The sequence below is a fragment of the Streptomyces sp. NPDC059816 genome (genome assembly GCF_042732055.1).
Taxonomy (GTDB): Bacteria; Actinomycetota; Actinomycetes; order Streptomycetales; family Streptomycetaceae; genus Streptomyces.
The window spans coordinates 23512-41846 of the sequence record NZ_JBHWIQ010000039.1; the positions used below are offsets into that span (position 1 = coordinate 23512).

Here is an 18335-nt window from a genome sequence, read left to right on the forward strand (position 1 = left end):
CGGAGAGGCGATGTCGAATCCGTTCGAGGATGAAAACGCCGAGTACGTCGTACTGATCAACGACGAACTCCAGCATTCGCTGTGGCCGGTGATCGTCGACGTTCCCGACGGCTGGCACGTGGTGTTCGGTGAGGCCCCGAGGACCGCGTGCCTGGACTACGTGGACCAGCACTGGACGGACATGCGTCCCAAGAGCCTGGTGGACGCGATGAGCACGGTGGCCGGTCCCGAGGACCGCACCGAATGATCGCCCCGTCCGGCCCGGACCGTCCGCCCACGGCCGGGCCGCGGGTCCGGACGGACCTGGACGGCCTGCCGCTCTTCCGGGGAAGCGCCGCCGGAGCCGCAATGATCGGTCTGGACTGCAACGAATCACCGTTCGCGCCGCCCGCCGCCGTGCAGGCCGCCCTGTCCGGCGCGGTCCAGGGGTTGAACCGCTACCCCGACGCCGCATCCGCCGACCTCGTCGCCCGGCTCGCCGAGCGCCACGGCGTGCCGCCCGCCACCCTCCGCCTGGGGCCGGGGTCGGTGGGTCTGTGCGTGCAGCTGATCCAGATCGCCTGTGCGGCGGGCGACGAAGTGATCGTCCCCTGGCGCTCGTTCGAGGTCTATCCGTCCCTCGCCGCCACGGCGGGCGCGGTGGTGCGCCGCGTCCCGCTGACCGCGGAGCACGCCCTCGACCTGCCGGCGATGGCCGCGGCGATCTCCGACCGCACCCGGCTGGTCTTCGTGTGCTCGCCCAACAACCCGACCGGGGCGTCCGCGTCCCGGTCGGCCGTGGAGCGCTTCCTCGCCGCAGTGCCGCCGGACGTCCTGGTGGTCCTCGACGAGGCGTACGCGGAGTTCACCGAGCAAGAGGCGGACCCGCTCGACGGGTTCAGCCTGGTGCGCGAGCGCTTGCGGCAGGGGCGTACCAACGTGGTTGCGCTGCGCACCTTCTCCAAGGCGTACGGGTTGGCCGGGCTACGGATCGGCTACTGCCTGTCCGCCCCGCCGGTGGCCGAACTGCTGGGCCGGGTCGCGGTGCCGTACGCGGTCGGCGACCTCGCCCAACGGGCCGCGGTCGCCGCGCTGGACTGCGAGCGGGAAGTGCGGGAGCGCTGCCGGTACCTCGTCGAAGAGCGGGAGCGGGTCCGGGCCGCTCTGCTCGACGCAGGCTGGGGCGTGCCGGTCAGCGGAGCCAACTTCCTCTGGCTACCGGTCGGTTCGGATGCAGAGGGCTTCGCCGCGCACTGTCGTGAGCACCGGATCCTGGTCAAGGCCTTCCCCGGCGAAGGGGTGCGGGTGACGGTCGGCACGGCCACCGAGAACGACACCTTCCTGGCCGCGGCGGCACGCTTCGTCCCCACTGACACGTAGGGAGCCGCCCGGCCGACGCCGCTCGGTTGAAAAGACGCGTCGTGGATCCGGGGGCGAAGCGGTCCGACCCCCGGGCGACGCGTGTCCTGCGTTCCTCCGTTCCGGTGACTTCATCCGCTGGTTTTCAACTTCTGGTTGACAACCATTGGTTGAAGTCGCCAGTCTCCTCCCATGACCGATCATGCGGAGGGGCTCGACGCCCTGAACCGCGCCGAAGATCCCGACCATGCCCGTGCCCGTCGGGAGCACGTGGCGCTGCGGCACGTGGCCGAGCGCCTGGCCGACGTCGAGCGGCCGGAGCCGACCGATCCGCCGGCTCGTCTCACCGCTCAGGAGGCCGTCCACCGCATCGCCTCCTGGGCGGCCGGCGGCGGGCGGGCCGCCGATGCGCCCGAGATGGACAGGACCGACATCATGGCGGCCCTGACGCTGCTCCCGCGCGCCCGCGCCGACTTGGACGTACTGGAGGCGAGCCTCCTGTTCGTCGCCCGGGACATGGGCCTGACCTGGCAGGACGTGGCCCACGGCCTCGGCCTCCGGTCCCCCCAGGCGGCGCAGAAGCGGGCCGGACGCGGTACCCAGAGCACGGGCCAGACCCCACCGTTGCGGCCCCATACCCCAGCCGCGAGCGACCCCAAGGGTGAATGTGAGCACTGAACTCGCGGTCGAGACCGTCGGCATGGTGAAGTCCTTCGGGACCACCAAGGCCGTCGACGGCCTCGACCTGTCCGTCCCGGCCGGCGCCGTCTACGGAGTCCTCGGACCCAACGGCGCGGGCAAGACCACGACCCTGCGCATCCTGGCGACACTGCTCGCCCCCGACGCGGGCAGCGCTCGGGTCTTCGGTCACGACGTCGTCCGCGAAGCACACCGCGTACGGGAACGGGTCAGCCTCACCGGCCAGTTCGCCAGCGTCGACAACGACCTCACCGGCATGGAGAACCTGCTGCTGCTCGCCCGGCTGCACGGATACCGCTCCACGGCCGCCCGGGAGCGCGCACGCGACCTGCTGGAGGCGTTCGACCTGGCCGAGGCCGCCGACCGCCCGGCCCGCGGCTACTCCGGCGGAATGCGCCGCCGGCTGGACGTGGCCGCCGGGCTCATCGTCCGACCCCAGCTGATGTTCCTCGACGAGCCGACCACGGGACTCGACCCCCGCAGCCGCAACGAGGTCTGGGCCATCATCCGGGCGACCGTCGAGCGCGGCACGACCGTCCTGCTCACCACCCAGTACCTGGAAGAGGCCGACCAACTCGCGCAGCGCGTCGCCGTCATCGACCACGGCAAGCTGGTCGCCGAGGGCACCCCCGGCGAGCTGAAGTCCTCGGTGGGAAGCGGCTCGCTGCGCGTCGAGCTGAAGCACCCCGGCGATCTGCCGGAGGCGAGCCGCATCCTCGTCGGCGCCCTGGGCGTGCCCGCCGAGACCACCGGCCCGGCCCAACTCACCGCGCGGGGCACCGACCCCCGCAGCGTGGCGCGCGCCCTGGGCGAACTCACCCGCACCATCGAGGTCGACGACTTCGCCCTGGACCGCCCGAGCCTGGACGAGGTGTTCCTCGCGTTGACCGGGCGGCCCCCCACCTCCGAGGTGCCCGCTGCCCGCAAGCCGGGCCGCAAGTCAGGCCGCAAGCCCGCCACGAACGAGGAGAACCGATGACGACCGCCGCGCGCCCGATCGAGGCGGAGGAGAGGCTGCATCGGGTCCTCGGCGAGGACACCCGCCCCCAGCAGCGCCCCGGGGCGCTGTCCACGTCCCTCACCATGGGCTGGCGGGCGCTGGTGAAGATCAAGCGCTCGCCGGGACAGCTGTTCAACGCGACCATCACCCCGGTGATGTTCACGCTGATCTTCACCTACCTCTTCGGCGGTGCGATCTCCGGCAGCAGCCGCGAGTACCTCCAGTTCCTGCTGCCCGGCATCCTCGTGCAGGGCGTGCTGTTCATCTCCACGCAGACCGGCGTCGCCCTCACCACCGACCTCCAGCAGGGCATCTTCGACCGCTTCAAGTCGATGCCGATCTGGCGGCCGTCCCCGCTGACCGGCGCCCTGATCGGCGACGTGGTGCGCTATCTGATCTCGTCGGTGGTCGTGGTCGCCGTCGGGCTCGCACTGGGCTTCCGGCCCGACGGCGGACTGCTCGGCGTCACCGGCGGCGTGCTCCTCGCCGTCCTCTTCGGCTTCTGCGTCTCCTGGATCTGGACGTTCCTCGGCCTGGTGCTGCGCACCCCGCAGGCCGTCTCCGCGCTCGGCATGCTGCTGCTGTCGCTCCTGACCTTCGCCAGCAACATCTTCGCCGAGCCGGCCACCATGCCCGGCTGGCTGAAGGCGTTCGTCGACATCAACCCCATCGGGTACGTGGTCACCGCCAGCCGCTCCCTCATGAACGGGGACGGCACGGCCGACCTGGCTCCCGCCCTCATCTCCTGCGCGGTGCTGCTGATCGTGTTCGTGCCGCTCAGCCTGCTGCGCTACAACAAGAGCGAGTAGCCGAGCCGGCGGTAATTCAGCCCGCCAAACGGCGTTCCCCTCGTAATTTTTGAACGTTTGCCGCCGGTGGAGACCGTGGATAACATCGTCTCCACCGCACCGGAAATCGTCCAAATTTTATTGGGGGAGCGCCGTGCTCAACAGTGATAATTCCCGGGTCGACGTCCCCGAGATCGCGATGATCGACCCCGAGGTACTCAGCGATCCGATTTCCGCCTATGGGAGGGCGAGGGAACAGGCCCCCATAGTGCGCCTCATGGCGCCGGGATTCGGATCGATATGGGCGGTCACCCGCCACAGCGACGCCAAGGCCGTGCTGAGCGACCCGCGCCTCGCCATGACCGCCGACAGCTGGAACCAGCGGATCCCGGACGACGTACGGCCCTACATGCTGACCATGTCGCACATGGACGGCGTCGACCACGGCCGGCTGCGCAAGCTCGCCGTACGGGCCTTCACCGCCCGTCGCGCAGCCGCCCGCCGCGACATGATCCGACAGAGCGCCGACCGGCTCCTCGACACCCTGCCCGGCCTCGCCGAAGACGGCACCGTCGACCTCCTCAAACACTTCGCCCAGCCGCTGCCCACCTTCGTGGTCGGCGAGGTCATGGGCATCCCCGCGCAGGACCGACCCCTGTGGCGCGCCTACGTCGCCCGGATCAGCTCCGGGGGCCAGAGCTACGACGAGGCCCTGCGCGATGCCATCGAGGGCGCCAAACGGGTCGTCGCACTGCGACGCGAGGAGCCCGGCGACGACCTGGTCTCCGACCTTCTGCGGGCTCAGGACGAGGATGCGGACCGGATCAGCGACACCGAGCTGATCACCATGGTGTGGCACACCGTTTTCGCAGGTCAGGACAATCTCGCGAACTTCATCGCCAACTCCGTGGTGGCCCTGCTCTCCCATCCCGAACAGCTCGCCGCCCTGCGCGCCGACCGGTCCCTGCTGCCCCGGGCCGTGGAGGAGCTGATGCGGTGGCGGCCCCCGCTGCTGCTGACCGCCATCCGCTACGCCCTGGAGGACTTCGAGCTGTGCGGCGCGCAGGTGCGCGCCGGGGACTCCGTGGTGGCGGTGATCGCCTCCGCCAACCGCGACCCCCGCGTCTTCGACGACCCCGACACGCTCGACATCACCCGGCCCGCCGGCGCCGCGGTCCAGTTCGGCTTCGGCCACGGAGCGCACTACTGCATCGGCGCCTCCCTGGCCGCCGTCGAGGCGGAGACGGCGCTCGACGCCCTGCTGAGCCGCTTCCCCGACCTCGCGCTCGCCGTCCCGCCCGAGGAGGTGCCGCGGCTGCCCAACCCCGGCAGCTGGCACCTCACCGCGCTCCCGGTCACCCTCTGAGCCCTTCGCCCCGAGCCCTTCGCCCCGAGTGTTCCCCCTCCGAGCCTCCGCGGAAATCGGCTCACGAAATCACTCGACGAAGCATTGGTCGATGACGCACTGCCCAAGTGTTCGAGTGCTTTGTTGACGACAGCCGGGCCGAACCATAGATTGACGACTGCCCGAATTACCCGCCTCCTGATAAACAATTGAATGCAGCACTCCCGAGATTCCTGAGAGTGCGGGGAGGTGCCGTGGAGAAGCGGACCATGCGGGGAGGTGAACCGATATGCGTTACCTGCACTGAAAGCAGAGCTGAGAGCGTATGGCCGTAGCCCGGCATGGTCACACCTGCCGGGCTACGGCACCGTTGACGGGGGTTGCGCATGGCAGGGCCCGCACACATCGACACAGCGGACCTCGACATACCGGGCTTGATCGCACGCGCCGATGAATTCATCCGGCTGTACAGCTCGGAGAACGCCGTCGACCGCCCGCCGGCCGACCGCATGGCCGAGATACGCCGCGAGATACACCGGCGCGGCACCTATGCGCACACCACCGGCGAACTGGCCTTCGGCGCCAAGGTCGCCTGGCGCAACAGCAGGCGCTGCATCGGCCGCCTGTACTGGCCCGGCCTCGTCGTACGCGACCTGCGACACCTGCGGACGGCCGAGGACATCCACCGCGCGTGCGTCGAACACCTGCGAACGGCCTTCAACGGCGGCCGGATCCGCCCCACGATCAGCGTCTTCGCCGCCGACGGACCCGACGGCACGGGACCACGCATCCACAACCCGCAGCTCATCCGCTACGCCGGCTACCGCGGCCCCGACGGCCGCGTCACCGGCGACCCCGCGTCCGCCGACCTCACCGACCGCGTCCGCGCCCTCGGTTGGCCCGGCGGCCCGGGCACCCGCTTCGACGTCCTGCCGCTGCTCGTCGAAGAACCGGGCAGAGCGGCCCGACTCTTCGACCTCCCGCCCGACGCGGTGCGGGAGGTACCGCTGCACCACCCCGACCACGACTGGTTCGCCGACCTCGGCCTGCGCTGGCACGCGCTGCCCGTCATCTCCGACATGGTGCTGGAGATCGGCGGCGTACGGTACGGCGCCGCCCCCTTCAACGGCTGGTACATGGGCACGGAGATCGGCGCCCGCAACCTCGTCGACACCCAGCGCTACGACCTGCTGCCCGAGATCGCCGACCGGCTGGGCCTGGACCGCACCAGCGACAGGACCCTGTGGAAGGACCGGGCGCTGGTCGAGCTGAACGTGGCGGTGCTCTGGTCGTTCGAGCGGGACGGCATCACCATCACCGACCACCACACCGAGTCGGAACGGTTCCTGCGCCACCTGCGTCGCGAGGAGAAGGCCGGCCGCACCGTGCCCGCCGACTGGTCCTGGATCGTGCCCCCGCTCTCGGGCGGAGTGACCCCCGTCTTCCACCGCTACTACGACGACCACCAGTCGTCGCCCTCGTTCCTGCACGCACCGGCCCCCGGCCGCTGCCCGGTCACCGGACGCGCTCCGACGACCGCCGCGAGGCCCACGGACCGGACCCACAGCCGCCCGTCAGCGGGGTCGGCGCCAACACCGGAGACAGCCGTGACCGTATCGCCCGCCCCTGAGGCCACCGACCCCCTGTTCAGCCCCCTCGACCCCGCGGTGCTCGCCGACCCCTACCCGGTCTACCGGCGGCTGCGCGAAGCCCAGCCGGTCTACTGGCACGCGGGCATCGACTCCTGGCTGATGACCCGGCACGCCGACTGCACGGCGATCCTGCGCGACTCCGTCCGGTTCAGCACCGACTTCCGGAAGATCGGCATCCCGACCCCGCCGACCCTGCTCAGCCTCCAGACCCTAGACCCGCCCGACCAGACCCCGCTGCGCCACCTCGGACTCGACGCGGTCCGCGCGCAGGACCTCGACGCGCTGCGCAAGGAACTCGGCACCTTCGCAGACCAGTTGTTCGACGAGCTGGCGGGCAGGCCGTCCTTCGACTTCATCCACGACTACGCCGACGTGTTCACCCTGCGGGCCATCACCCGGTTCATCGGCGTCGAACCGCCCGAGACCGACGAGGCGTTCGCCCGCTTCAACGACGACCTCGACCACAGCATGGACGCGCAGCTCGACCCCGACGCGGAGGAACCCGGACTGCGCGCCCGCGCCCACTTCAACGACCTGGTCCGCACCTGGCTCGCCGACCCCGGCCCGCACGGTGTCCTGCCCGAGGTGGTGCGCCGCCTGCCCGGTTCCGGCGTCGAGGCCGACGACGTACTGGTCAACTCCGTACGCGCCTTCTTCCACGCGGGTTTCGAGGTCCCCAGCCGCTTCCTCGGCAACGCCGTGGCTGCCCTGCTGGCCACCCCCGGCGCGTGGGAGTCCCTGGTACGCGGCGACGTCGACCTCGACACCGCCGTCGAGGAACTGATCCGGTACGTGGGCCCGGTGCAGGCCCTGGCCCGCGCCTGCACCGAGGACACCGAACTGGGCGGGGTCACCATCAGGAGCGGCCAGGTGGTGACCGCGCTGATCGGCGCGGCCAACCGCGACCCCGAACGGTTCCCCGACCCCGAGACGCTGAGGCTGGACCGCAAGCCCAACAACCACCTGGGCTTCGGCCGGGGCGCGCACTCCTGCCTCGGCCTCAACCTCGCCCGGATCGAGGCACGGGTGACGCTCGACGCCCTGCTGCGGCACCCCGGTCTCCACGCGGCGGGCGAACCGGTGGTGCGGCCCAACGGCACGCTGCGCGGCCTGACCCGGCTACCGCTCGCACTCGGCTGACCCGAAGGAGTGGCGGTGGCGATGGAGAAGGTGAGCGGGAGCAGCGAGGCGGACCCCGGGCCGGCCCCGTCGGCCAGGGTCGCGGGCGCGGTGCGCCTGGCCCGGTTGGCGTCCGGCCTCGGCCTCGGTAGCCGAAGCGGCGTGTGCGTGGACGCCTTCGGCGCCATGACGGGCTCCTGGGGCACGGCCGAGGCCGCGCAACTGCCCGAGTCCGACGTGTCGTCCGACGGGTCGCCGATGGAGTTCGCGATCGGCCTCGACGACGACCCCGCGCTGCAGTTCGCGGTGGAGGCCCTGCGCCCCGGGGACGGCCTGGTGGACCGGGTCGTCTCCGCCCGCGCCACGATGGCCGGCCTGGTCCGCAGGTACGGAACGGACGGGCGACGGTTCGCGCAGGTCGCCGACCTGTTCCTGCCCGAGAAGCCGGCCGTCGAGCACGTCGCGATGTTCGGCGCCGAGGTGCGACGGCAGGGGGACGCCCAGTTCAAGGTCTGGTTCTACCCCGCCGTCGGCGGGCCCGACCGGGCCGCGGAGCTGTGTGAACGGGGCCTCGCCGCCGTCGGCCTCGGCGCGGCCTGGCCCGCGGTGACCGCGCACATGGCACGGGGCGAGCGCCTCGACCGGCCGGTGATGTTCTCGCTCGACCTCTCGGCGGACCCCGAGGCGCGGGTCAAGCTGTACTTCCGGCACTACGCCACCGATGCCGACGGCCTGGCCGAACTCATGGCGCCGTACCCGGGGTTCACGGCGGCCCCCGTGCGCCGGTTCTGCGAGACGATGCTGCCCGAGGCTGCCGCCGACCTCTCCGCCCAACCCCCGGTCACCTGCCTGTCGTTCACCGGGGCGGCTCCCACCGGGGTCGGCGGGGCGACCGTCTACCTCCCCATGTGGACCTACGCCCCGGACGACGAAGCGGTGCGCCGCCGGATGACGACAGCGCTGGCCGCCTGCGACCGCTCCTCCGGCCTCTACGAGCGGACGCTGCGCGAGGTGGCGTCCCGCCCGCTCGCCGCGGGCCGGGGCATCCACAACTACGTGGCCTGGCGGCCGGGTCCCGGCCGTCCCCGGCTCAAGGCCTACTTCTCGCCCGAACTGCGGCACACGGACCCGAAGGCGCGGTACGCCCTCGACGGTGAGGAAAGCCCGCCGAAAGGGCTGCCCCGTCGCTGACCGCATGCCATAATCGGGCCTCGTGTATGAGCCCGTGGTCGACGTGTGGAAACGGTATTCGGGACTGGTGGACAGGCCCGGCACCCCCTGGCGGGTTTCGTCGGGGGTGCTGGCAGAAATCCATACGCGTTTCGGACAGCTCGACATGCTGATGGAATCCATCGTGTCGGTTCTGGACTCGTCATGGGCATCGACGGACGAAAAGCAGACCGCCGCCGACGAACGTCGGGAATTCCTTCGGGCATGGGACTGGGCGTCGGTGTACACCGACGCCTTCTACTTCTTCGGCTGGCGCACGGTCGACCTGCTCAACGGCACCGTGGGCGGCCCTCTGCCCTGTCTCGAACCGGTCCGGCCGGCCGGCCTCCTCGCCGTCCGTGACGTCCTCCACGAGCACCCCGAGGGCCAGGGCGCCTACTACCGGCACGGTCTCGAGTTCCGCGACGAGGCCCTGGAGAAGATCAGCCGCGCCGCGGACGTGCTCGCGGCGGGCGGCGACGGCTCGGAGCCGGACGGTACGGAACCCGGCGGGCGCTGAAAGCGCGGCGTCCGGGCCGGTACGAACACGCTGCCGGGCGGGCGGTGAGCCCACCCGCCCGGCACCTGGACCGCACCGTCACTTCAGCATCTCGACGATCGGTGCGAACGCCTCCAACCACGGCTCCAGAACCACGATGTAGCTGAGGCCGAACCGCTCCCGGTACTCCGTCAGCCGATCCGCGATCTCCCGCTGCGACCCGATCAGCCAGGCCGGTGTCGCGAGCAGCTGCTCAGGGGTGAAGTGGGCCAGCGGATGCCGCGCCCACTCCTCGGCGGTGCCCCGCGGATCGTCCGTGACGATCACCTGCTGCACCAGCAGGTTCAGTTCCACCTCCGCGATCCGGGCACCCAACTGCTCGCGGACCAACGCCACCCGCTCGCCCAACTCCTCAGGGCTCGCCAGCTGCGGGAACTCCCCGCGCCCCAGGAAGATGCCGGTGAAGCCGATGATGTCGGCGTGTTCGGCGGCCAGCCGCAGCACCCGGTCGCCGTTGCCGGCCACCAGCAACGGCGGACCGCCGGGCTGCACCGGCTGCGGTGCGTGATCGGGGTTCACCATCAGCCCGCGCAACTCCTTCACCGTGCGCTCCAGTTGGCTGACGCGCTCACCGGCCGACGGGAACGGCACCCCGTCGGAACCGGTGCCCTCCCGGATCGAGCCCGCCGCCAGCCCCACCTCCAGGCGGCCGTCGGTCAGCAGGTCGGCGGTGGCCGCCTCCCGGGCCAGCAGCACCGGGTTGTGGAACGCGGCGTTGAGGACGAAAGTGGTCACCCTGATCCGCTCGGTGGCCTCCGCCGCCGCCACCAGAGCGGGGAACGGGGCGGGCGCGCCCAGATGGTCCGGCACGCCCAGCACATCGAACCCCAGGGCCTCGACCTTGCGGGACTTTTCTGCCCATTCACGCCGCGGCGCAGGCGTGACGAGATTGACGCCGAAACGGAACGGCCGATTCTCGGGAAGAGTCATGGTGCGACGTTAGCAGCGGATCCGGAACCCGAAAATGAACGCGCCTTTCGTCCACGACCAGTATTCCGGCAGCGGCTGTTCAAATTCAGCAACCTTGACACCGGCAAGGTCCGTGATCGAGTCTCGGGACGAATGTCACTTGCCTTGTTTCCTTCGTAGTGCGGGGAGAAGGGGTTTTTCGTGCGCCCAGAGCAAGAACACGCCAGAACCACCGTGGGGAATACGACACCTGCCCCGCCCTATTCCGAGGACGACGGAAAAGCGCTCCAGGACTGGTTCGGCGTCATGCGGGACGAACACCCCGTCCACCAGGACCCCGTGACCGGCGCCTGGATGGTGCTCCGGTACGCCGACGTCGTCACCGCCAGCCTGGACCATGCCACGTACTCCTCCGAACTGTGGCGGGCCTACCCCGCCGAGTGGGGCAAAGGAGACGCCTGGGGCCAGGGACGACTCACCGAGATGGACCCGCCCAGACACCGGCTGCTGCGAGCACTGATCGGCAAGGCGTTCAACCAACGGACCGTCGCCGGCCTCGCCCCGGAGATCGAAGCCACCGTGGAACGCCTGCTGGACGCCGTGGACGGCAGCCCCGAGATCGACGTGGCCCGCGATCTGGCCGACCCCCTGCCGGTCATGGTGATCGCCGAACTGATCGGACTCCCCTTCGAAGACCGGGAGTTGCTGCGGGGCTGGGCCGACCGGCTGCTCTCCTTCGAAGCGGGCGACCTGGCCGGCGAAGACCTCGTCAACGCGATCGACGCGGCGGGCGCCGAACTGCTCGACTACCTGCGCGAGCACTACCGGCTACGGCGCGCCGCCCCCAAGGACGACCTCTTCAGCAGGCTCGCGCAGGCCGAGGTCGACGGCGAACGGCTCACCGAGGAGGAGGTGATCAACATCGGAAAACTGCTGCTCATCGGCGGGCACGTCACGACCGCCTGTTCGCTCGCCAGCCTCGTCTTCGAGCTGCTGCGCCACCCCGACGCGCTGACCGCCGTACGGCAGGACCCGGGCCTGATACCGGCCGCCGTCGAAGAGTCGGTCCGCTACCGCCCCGCGGTGCCGAACAGCCTGCGACTGACCACACGTGACACCGAATTGGGCGGAGTCGCCATCCCCGCCAAGCAGTTCGTGTCGCTCTCCGCACTGTCGGCCAACCATGACGAGCGGCAGTTCGAGGACCCCGAGCGCTTCGACATCCACCGGCAGCACAACCAGCACGTCGGCTTCGGACAAGGCGTGCACTACTGCCTGGGCGCGCCCCTGGCCCGCACCGAGCTCCGGATCGCGCTGACGGCGCTGCTGCGACGGTTCCCCGTACTGGAGCGGACCGACGGCCCCCTCCAGTACTACCGGAACCCGAGCATCGCCGGACTCAGGTCCTTCCCCGTAGCCGTCGCACGAGGCTGACGGTCACCACCGCCGACGGCTCCCACCTCCCCGCCCGCCTCCACCTCCACGTCCACCACAACTCCGCCGCGTCGCGCACCACTCGGACCCAGGGGCAGAAGAATTCACATGCGATACGTTGACGAGTCGAACACGAGCGGACGGTCCACGGACGGAAGCGGGCACCAGGGGGCGGCACCCGACCCCACCACGCTGCCGGACATCTTCGGGACCCGCGCGGCGCTGACCCCGCGGGCCCTGGCAGTCAGCGCCGGCACCACCACTTGGACGTACGCCCAACTCGACGCGCGCGCCAACCGCATCGCTTGGTGGCTCATCGGCCACGACCTGGGACCCGACGACCGGGTCGCCGTCGCCCTGCCCCGCAGCGCCGAACACGTCGCAGCCCTCCTCGGCATCATGAAGGCCGGCGCTGCGTACCTTCCGCTGGACCCCGAGCAGCCCACCGAACGCCTCGCCCGACTGCTGCGGGACAGCAGGCCCAAAGCCGTCCTGCTCCACGGCGACCTCGCCCACCGCCTGCCGCCCGGCGACACCCGACCGCTCCTGTTCGACGCACCCGCCACCGACACCGCCCTCGCCGCCTGCCCCGCCACCGCGCCCCACGACGGCGATCGGACCCGGCCGCTACTCCCGAGGGACCTCGCCTACGTCATCCACACCTCGGGCTCCACCGGCACCCCCAAACCGGTCGGCGTCCCGCACACGGGCTTCGCCGCCCTCGTCGCCACGGCCGCCCGGCACCAGACCACCGACGCCGGCTCCCGGGTGCTCCAACTGGCGCCCCCCACCTTCGACGTGGCGATCTGGGACCTGCTCACCACCTTCGCCGGAGGCGGCACCCTCGTCATCCCCGAACACGGTCATCTCCTTGGCGAGGAACTCGCCGAGGTGCTGGCCGACGAGCAGATCACCCACATCACCCTGCCGGTCCCGGTGCTCGCCACCCTCCCCGTCGGCACCGAGTCCACGCTGCCCGACCTGCGCCGGGTCCACATCGGCGGCGAAAGCTGCCCGCCCGACCTGGTGCGCCGGTGGTCCGCCCACCACGAGCTGGTCAACGGCTACGGCACCACCGAATGCTCGGTCGCCACCACCCTGACCGAACCGCTCACCGCACTCGACGGCGACTGCGCGCAGGTCCCGATCGGGACACCGGTGGCGGAGGTCCAGGTGTTCGTCCTGGACGACGTGCTGGCCCCGGTGCCCGCCGACACGGCAGGGGAGCTGTACGTGACCGGCCCCGGCCTCGCACGCGGATACGTGGAACTGCCGGGCCTCACGGCGGAGCGGTTCGTGGCGTGCCCGTTCGAGGCGCCGGGAACTCGGATGTACCGCACCGGCGACGTCGTCCGCTGGAACACGGACGGACAGTTGGAGTTCCTGCACCGAGTGGACGACCAGCTGAAGATCCGCGGGTTCCGGGTGGAGCCGGGCGAGGTGGAGGAGGCGCTGAGCCGACACCCCGCGGTGCAGCAGACCGTCGTGCTGCCCCTCACGCACACCACGGGCGACACCAGGCTCGTCGCCTACGCCGTCCCTGCCCTGGACGCCGAGGTGACCCCCGCCTCACTGCGCGCCGACCTCCAGGAGGTGCTCCCCGACCACCTCGTGCCGTCCGCCGTCGTCATGCTGGACGCCCTCCCGCTGACCCCGAACGGAAAGATCGACCGCGCCGCGCTCCCCGCCCCCGCGTACGACGGCACCGGCCTCCTGTCCCGCACACCCCGCACAGAGACCGAAGCCGTGCTCTGCGGCCTGTTCGGGGACGTTCTGGGGGTGTCGTCGGTCGGGTTGGACGACAGTTTCTTCGAGTTGGGTGGGCACTCGTTGTTGGCGACGCGCTTGGTGAGTCGGGTTCGTCGTGTCATGGGTGTGGAGTTGCCGTTGCGGGTGTTGTTCGAGGCGCCGACGGTGGGGAGGTTGGTTCGGCATTTGGGTGGGGGACGGGTGCGTCCGGTGTTGGAGGCGCGGTCGCGTCCGGAGTTGTTGCCGTTGTCGTACGCCCAGCAGCGGTTGTGGTTCCTGCACAAGCTGGAGGGTCCTTCGGCGACGTACAACATGCCCTTCGCCCTCCGTCTCACCGGCGGCGTCGACCACGATGCGCTGGAAGCCGCCATCAACGATCTGGTCGTTCGGCACGAGCCGCTGCGCACCGTCTTCTCCGAAACCGCCGACGGGCCCGTCCAACGCGTCCTGCCCGCGGACCGGGCACACCTGGCCCTGCGCACCGTCACCGTAGAGCAGGAGCGCCTCGAAGCCGAGATCCGCACCGCGGCCAGGCGACCCTTCGACCTCGCGGCCGACATCCCGGCCAAGGTGTGGCTCTTCCGGACCGAGGACGACCCGAACGCCACCGTCCTGCTCCTCGTACTGCATCACATCGCGGGGGACGGGTGGTCGGCGGGCCCGCTGGCCCGGGACCTGGTGACTGCCTACGCGGCCCGTTCCGACGGCGGGGCCCCGGCATGGACGGCGCTGCCGGTGCAGTACGCGGACTACACCGTATGGCAGCACGAGGTACTGGGAGACGCGCACGACCCCGACAGTGAAGCGGTCCGTCAGCTGACCTATTGGCAGCGCCAGTTGGAGGGTGCTCCGGAGGAGGTGACGGTGCCGGGGGACCGGCCGCGTCCCGCTACTGCGTCGTACGAAGGCGGACTCGTACCCCTGGAGCTCAGCGCCGACCTGCATGCCGGGCTACGGGACCTCGCGCGGTCCGCGGACGTGACACCGTTCATGGTGTTGCAGGCAGGGCTGGCCGCGTTGCTCTCGCGGCTGGGTGCGGGATCGGACGTCGTCGTCGGTTCGCCGGTCGCGGGGCGGATGGACGAGGGTTTGGACGACCTGGTCGGCCTGTTCGTCAATACGTTGGTGGTGCGGACGGATGTGTCGGGTGATCCGTCGTTCGGTGAGTTGTTGGGGCGGGTGCGTGAGGGGTGCTTGGAGGCGTTTGCGCATCAGGATGTGCCGTTTGAGTTGGTGGTGGAGCGGCTGAATCCGGTGCGTTCGGGTGGTCGGCATCCTTTGTTTCAGGTGGCGTTGGTGTTGCAGAACAATGAGGAGGCGCGGTTTGAGTTGCCGGGGCTTGGTGTGCGGACGGAGTCGGTGGGGACGGGGACGGCGAAGTTCGATGTGACGGTGAGTGTGTCGGAGGTCTTCGACGAGGATGGCCGCCCGGCGGGGATGTCCGGGTTCATCGAGTATGCGACGGATTTGTATGACCGGGGTTCTGCGGAGTTGTTCGGGGCGCGGTTGGTGCGGGTGTTGTCCGGTGCGGTTGCGGGGCCTGGTTTGCGGGTGGGTGAACTTGATGTGTTGGGTGGGGGTGAGAGGGAGCGGTTGTTGGGCTGGTCGGCGTCTGGTGTCTTGCCTGCGTTGACTACGTTGCCGGAGTTGTTTGCGGGGCGGGTGCGAGAGTGCCCGGATGCGTTGGCTGTGATGTGTGGTGAAGAGTCTTGGTCGTATGGGGAGTTGGGTGGGCGTGCTGCTCGGTTGGCTAGGTGGTTGATCGATGGTGGTGTGGGTCCTGGTGGTGTGGTGGCGGTTGCGGTGCCTGCTGGTGTGGCGCAGTTGGTTGCGGTGTTGGGTGTGGTGTTGGCGGGTGCTGCGTATGTGCCGGTGGATGTGGAGTATCCGGGGGCGCGGATCGGTTGGTTGTTGGAGGACGCGCAGCCGGGTCTGGTGCTGACCACGCGTGCTGCGGTGGGCAGTTTGCCGGATGGCCTGTCTGTGGACGTTGTCCTGCTGGACGAGGTCGACACGGATCGACTGTCTGGTGCGGAGGTCGTTGATGCTGAGCGGGTGGTGCCGTTGTTGCCTTCGCATCCGGCGTATGTGATCTACACCTCTGGTTCGACGGGGCGTCCGAAGGGTGTGGTGGTTACGCATGCGGGTGTGGCGGGGTTTGCTGTGGGTTTGGTGGAGCGGATGGGTGTTGGTGTTGGTGGTCGTGTGTTGCGTACGGCGTCGTTGAGTTTTGATGCGTCGGTGTTGGAGTTGGTGTTGGCGTGGGGTTCGGGTGCGGCGTTGGTGGTGCCGGAGGGTTCGGGCTGGCGGGTGAGGAGTTGGAGGCGGCGCTGTCTGTGGGTGGGGTGTCGCATGCGTTTTTGCCGCCGTCGGTGGTGGCGACGTTGCCTGAGGGTGCGTGGGAGCGGTTGGAGGATTTGGTGGGTTTGGGGGTGGGTGCGGAGGCGTGCCCGCCGGAGTTGGTGGCCCGCTGGGGTTCTGGTCGTCGGTTGGTGAATGCGTATGGTCCGACGGAGATCACGGTGGCTGCGGCGATCAGTGATCCGTTGGTGGTGGGTGGGGGTGTTCCGATTGGGCGGGCGGTGCCGGGGGCGGGGCTGTTCGTGCTGGACGAACGTCTCGGGCTTGTTCCGGCTGGTGTGTCGGGGGAGTTGTACGTATCGGGGCCCGGATTGGCGCGTGGGTACGCGGGCCGACCGGGTCTGACCGCTGATCGTTTCGTGGCCAACCCGTTCGGTGGTCCCGGTGAGCGGATGTATCGGACGGGCGATCTGGTGCGTTGGAATGCTGATGGTCAGCTTCGGTTTGTGGGGCGTGCTGATGATCAGGTGAAGATTCGTGGTTTCCGTATCGAGCCGGGTGAGGTGCAGGCGGCGTTGGAGGCGGAGCCGGGTGTGTCCCAGGCTCTGGTGGTGGCCCGCCCGCACCACGACGACACCCGACTCGTCGCCTACGTCGTCCCTTCGTCGGCAGGCGCGGACGGTGCCACCGGGGAGCAGGTCGACGAATGGCGGGAGATCTACGACTCGGTCTACGGCCAGGCCGAGTCGGAGGTTCTGGGGGAGGGGTTCGAGGGGTGGAACAGCTCGTACTCGGGTGAGCCGATCCCGTTGTCGGAAATGCGGGAATGGCGCCATGCGGTCGTGGAGCGCATCCGTAGCTTCGGACCGCGCCGGGTGTTGGAGATCGGTGTTGGTTCTGGGTTGTTGTTGGGGCATGTGGCGGGGGAGGTGGAGTCGTATTGGGCGACGGACTTTTCGTCGTCGGTGGTGGAGCGGTTGCGTGGTCAGGTGGCGGGTTTGGGGTGGGATCATGTGGTGGTGCGGTGCCAGGCCGCTGATGATGTGTCGGGGCTTCCGGCGGGTGGGTTTGACACGGTGATCATCAACTCGGTTGTGCAGTACTTCCCGGGTTGGGGCTATTTGGAGCGGGTGTTGGACCAGGCGTTTGCGCTATTGGCTGAGGGTGGTCGGTTGTTTGTCGGGGATGTGCGGCATCGGGGTTTGTTGCGGGCTTTCCAGACTGCTGTTCAGGTTCGTCAGGTGGGTGTGGGGGATGCGGGTCGTTTGCGTGCGGCGGTTGAGCAGGCTGTGGTGACGGAGAAGGAGTTGTTGCTCGATCCGGGTTTCTTCGCTGTTTGGGCGGCTGGGCGGTCGGAGGCGGTGGGTGTGGATGTGCGGTGGAAGCGGGGTGTGGCGCACAACGAGCTGACTCGACACCGCTACGACGTCGTCCTCCACAAGGCCCCTACTCAGCCGCTCTCGTTCTCTGGTGTGCCGGTGCTCGCCTGGGGTCGGGATGTTGATGGGTGGGATGCGTTGGGTGATGTGTCGTTGCCGGTGCGGGTGTCGGGGGTGCCGAATGCTCGGTTGGTGGGGGAGGTTGCGGCGGCTCGGGCGGTGGCCGCGGGCGAGCCGGTTGAGCGTGTTCGTGAGCTGCTGGATGGGGCAGGCAGCGGGGTGGATCCGGAGGGGGTGTGTGTTTGGGCTCGGTCGCGGGGTTGGGATGCGGTGGTGACGGTGGGTTCTGGTGGTGTGGATGTGATGGATGTGGTGTTGGTCCCCGGGGGTGTGGGTGTGGTGTCGGATGTGTTGGGGTCGGTGGTTTCGGTGGGGTCGCTTGGGGGGTTGGCGAGTGATCCGGTGGGGTCGCGGGTGTCGGGTGAGTTGGTGTCTGTGTTGCGTCGGAGTCTGTCGGAGCGGCTTCCGTCGTATTTGGTGCCGGCGGCGTTTGTGGTGTTGGAGGCGTTGCCGTTGACGGTGGGGGGGAAGGTGGATCGGGGGGCGTTGCCGGCTCCGGAGTATGTGTTTGCGGTGTCGCGGGTGGCGCGGACGCCGCAGGAGGAGATTGTGTGTGGGTTGTTTGCTGAGGTGTTGGGGTTGTCGGGGGTTGGGGTGGATGACGATTTCTTTGCTTTGGGTGGGCATTCGTTGTTGGCGACGCGGTTGGTGAATCGGATTCGGGTGGTGTTGGGTGTGGATTTGGCGTTGCGTGTGTTGTTTGATGAGCCGACGGTGGCTGGTGTGGTGCGGCA

At 69.7% G+C, this 18335-nt stretch carries 13 protein-coding genes and 2 pseudogenes; 13 read left to right on the plus strand and 2 right to left on the minus strand.

Annotated features, from left to right (window positions below; all coding sequences use genetic code 11):
• The first annotated feature begins 10 nt into the window (after positions 1 to 10).
• The 9 genes from ACFV88_RS33355 to ACFV88_RS33395 all read left to right on the plus strand — a co-directional run bounded on the left by ACFV88_RS33355 (position 11) and on the right by ACFV88_RS33395 (position 9670).
• On the plus strand, positions 11 to 247 hold the full coding sequence (locus ACFV88_RS33355; protein ID WP_385495880.1) for an MbtH family protein: 237 nt from the start codon (positions 11 to 13) through the stop codon (positions 245 to 247).
• Positions 244 to 1359: a histidinol-phosphate transaminase gene (locus ACFV88_RS33360; protein WP_385495881.1), complete on the plus strand. Its 1116-nt coding sequence runs from the start codon at positions 244 to 246 to the stop codon at positions 1357 to 1359. Before ACFV88_RS33355 ends, ACFV88_RS33360 begins: the two co-directional genes overlap by 4 nt.
• Before the next feature lie 171 nt (positions 1360 to 1530).
• On the plus strand, positions 1531 to 2016 hold the full coding sequence (locus tag ACFV88_RS33365) for a DNA-binding protein (protein ID WP_385495882.1): 486 nt from the start codon (positions 1531 to 1533) through the stop codon (positions 2014 to 2016).
• Complete coding sequence (locus tag ACFV88_RS33370; protein ID WP_385495883.1) at positions 2006 to 3016, plus strand: ATP-binding cassette domain-containing protein; 1011 nt, start codon at positions 2006 to 2008, stop codon at positions 3014 to 3016. The genes ACFV88_RS33365 and ACFV88_RS33370 overlap by 11 nt, the downstream gene beginning before the upstream one ends.
• Positions 3013 to 3846, plus strand: coding sequence for an ABC transporter permease (locus ACFV88_RS33375; protein WP_385495884.1), 834 nt, complete (start codon positions 3013 to 3015; stop codon positions 3844 to 3846). Before ACFV88_RS33370 ends, ACFV88_RS33375 begins: the two co-directional genes overlap by 4 nt.
• A 256-nt stretch (positions 3847 to 4102) precedes the next feature.
• Positions 4103 to 5191, plus strand: a complete 1089-nt coding sequence (locus tag ACFV88_RS33380; RefSeq protein WP_385495885.1) for a cytochrome P450 — start codon at positions 4103 to 4105, stop codon at positions 5189 to 5191.
• A 365-nt stretch (positions 5192 to 5556) separates the two neighbouring features.
• A complete protein-coding gene (locus ACFV88_RS33385) occupies positions 5557 to 7962 on the plus strand; it encodes a nitric oxide synthase oxygenase (protein ID WP_385495886.1) in 2406 nt (801 codons plus the stop codon).
• Between the two features lie 21 nt (positions 7963 to 7983).
• Positions 7984 to 9132, plus strand: a complete 1149-nt coding sequence (locus ACFV88_RS33390) for a tryptophan dimethylallyltransferase family protein (RefSeq protein WP_385495892.1) — start codon at positions 7984 to 7986, stop codon at positions 9130 to 9132.
• A 22-nt stretch (positions 9133 to 9154) separates the two neighbouring features.
• On the plus strand, positions 9155 to 9670 hold the full coding sequence (locus ACFV88_RS33395) for a hypothetical protein (protein ID WP_385495887.1): 516 nt from the start codon (positions 9155 to 9157) through the stop codon (positions 9668 to 9670).
• A gap of 78 nt (positions 9671 to 9748) precedes the next feature.
• On the opposite strand, the gene ACFV88_RS33400 is transcribed toward ACFV88_RS33395, so the two are convergent.
• Positions 9749 to 10639: a TIGR03621 family F420-dependent LLM class oxidoreductase gene (locus tag ACFV88_RS33400; RefSeq protein ID WP_385495888.1), complete on the minus strand. Its 891-nt coding sequence runs from the start codon at positions 10637 to 10639 to the stop codon at positions 9749 to 9751.
• Between the two features lie 180 nt (positions 10640 to 10819).
• Here ACFV88_RS33400 and ACFV88_RS33405 point away from each other — a divergent pair, with 180 nt between their 5' ends.
• The 3 genes and pseudogenes from ACFV88_RS33405 to ACFV88_RS33415 form a co-directional block, all read left to right on the plus strand.
• Positions 10820 to 12052 carry a cytochrome P450 gene (locus ACFV88_RS33405; RefSeq protein ID WP_385495889.1) on the plus strand — a complete coding sequence of 411 codons (1233 nt, stop codon included), beginning with the start codon at positions 10820 to 10822 and terminating at the stop codon, positions 12050 to 12052.
• 108 nt (positions 12053 to 12160) lie between these two features.
• Positions 12161 to 16297 (plus strand): amino acid adenylation domain-containing protein, encoded by a 4137-nt coding sequence (locus tag ACFV88_RS33410; protein WP_385495890.1) that lies wholly within the window; start codon positions 12161 to 12163, stop codon positions 16295 to 16297.
• Positions 16186 to 17238, plus strand: a pseudogene (locus ACFV88_RS33415) (AMP-binding protein); the annotation flags it as partial. The gene ACFV88_RS33410 and the pseudogene ACFV88_RS33415, both read left to right, overlap by 112 nt.
• A gap of 15 nt (positions 17239 to 17253) precedes the next feature.
• Here ACFV88_RS33415 and ACFV88_RS33420 read toward each other — a convergent pair.
• Complete coding sequence (locus ACFV88_RS33420) at positions 17254 to 17541, minus strand: hypothetical protein (protein ID WP_385495894.1); 288 nt, start codon at positions 17539 to 17541, stop codon at positions 17254 to 17256.
• 303 nt (positions 17542 to 17844) lie between these two features.
• Here ACFV88_RS33420 and ACFV88_RS33425 point away from each other — a divergent pair.
• Positions 17845 to 18327 (plus strand): annotated as a pseudogene (locus tag ACFV88_RS33425) (phosphopantetheine-binding protein); the annotation flags it as partial.
• Positions 18328 to 18335: the final 8 nt, after the last annotated feature.

Excerpts from the sequence above, each read along its gene's own strand:
- ACFV88_RS33355 (WP_385495880.1), top strand. The coding sequence starts at position 11 with ATGTCGAATCCGTTCGAGGATGAAAACGCCGAGTACGTCGTACTGATC.
- ACFV88_RS33360 (WP_385495881.1), top strand. The coding sequence starts at position 244 with ATGATCGCCCCGTCCGGCCCGGACCGTCCGCCCACGGCCGGGCCGCGG.
- ACFV88_RS33365 (WP_385495882.1), top strand. The coding sequence starts at position 1,531 with ATGACCGATCATGCGGAGGGGCTCGACGCCCTGAACCGCGCCGAAGAT.
- ACFV88_RS33375 (WP_385495884.1), top strand. The coding sequence starts at position 3,013 with ATGACGACCGCCGCGCGCCCGATCGAGGCGGAGGAGAGGCTGCATCGG.
- ACFV88_RS33380 (WP_385495885.1), top strand. The coding sequence starts at position 4,103 with ATGGCGCCGGGATTCGGATCGATATGGGCGGTCACCCGCCACAGCGAC.
- ACFV88_RS33385 (WP_385495886.1), top strand. The coding sequence starts at position 5,557 with ATGGCAGGGCCCGCACACATCGACACAGCGGACCTCGACATACCGGGC.
- ACFV88_RS33390 (WP_385495892.1), top strand. The coding sequence starts at position 7,984 with ATGGAGAAGGTGAGCGGGAGCAGCGAGGCGGACCCCGGGCCGGCCCCG.
- ACFV88_RS33400 (WP_385495888.1), bottom strand. The coding sequence starts at position 10,639 with ATGACTCTTCCCGAGAATCGGCCGTTCCGTTTCGGCGTCAATCTCGTC.
- ACFV88_RS33410 (WP_385495890.1), top strand. The coding sequence starts at position 12,161 with ATGCGATACGTTGACGAGTCGAACACGAGCGGACGGTCCACGGACGGA.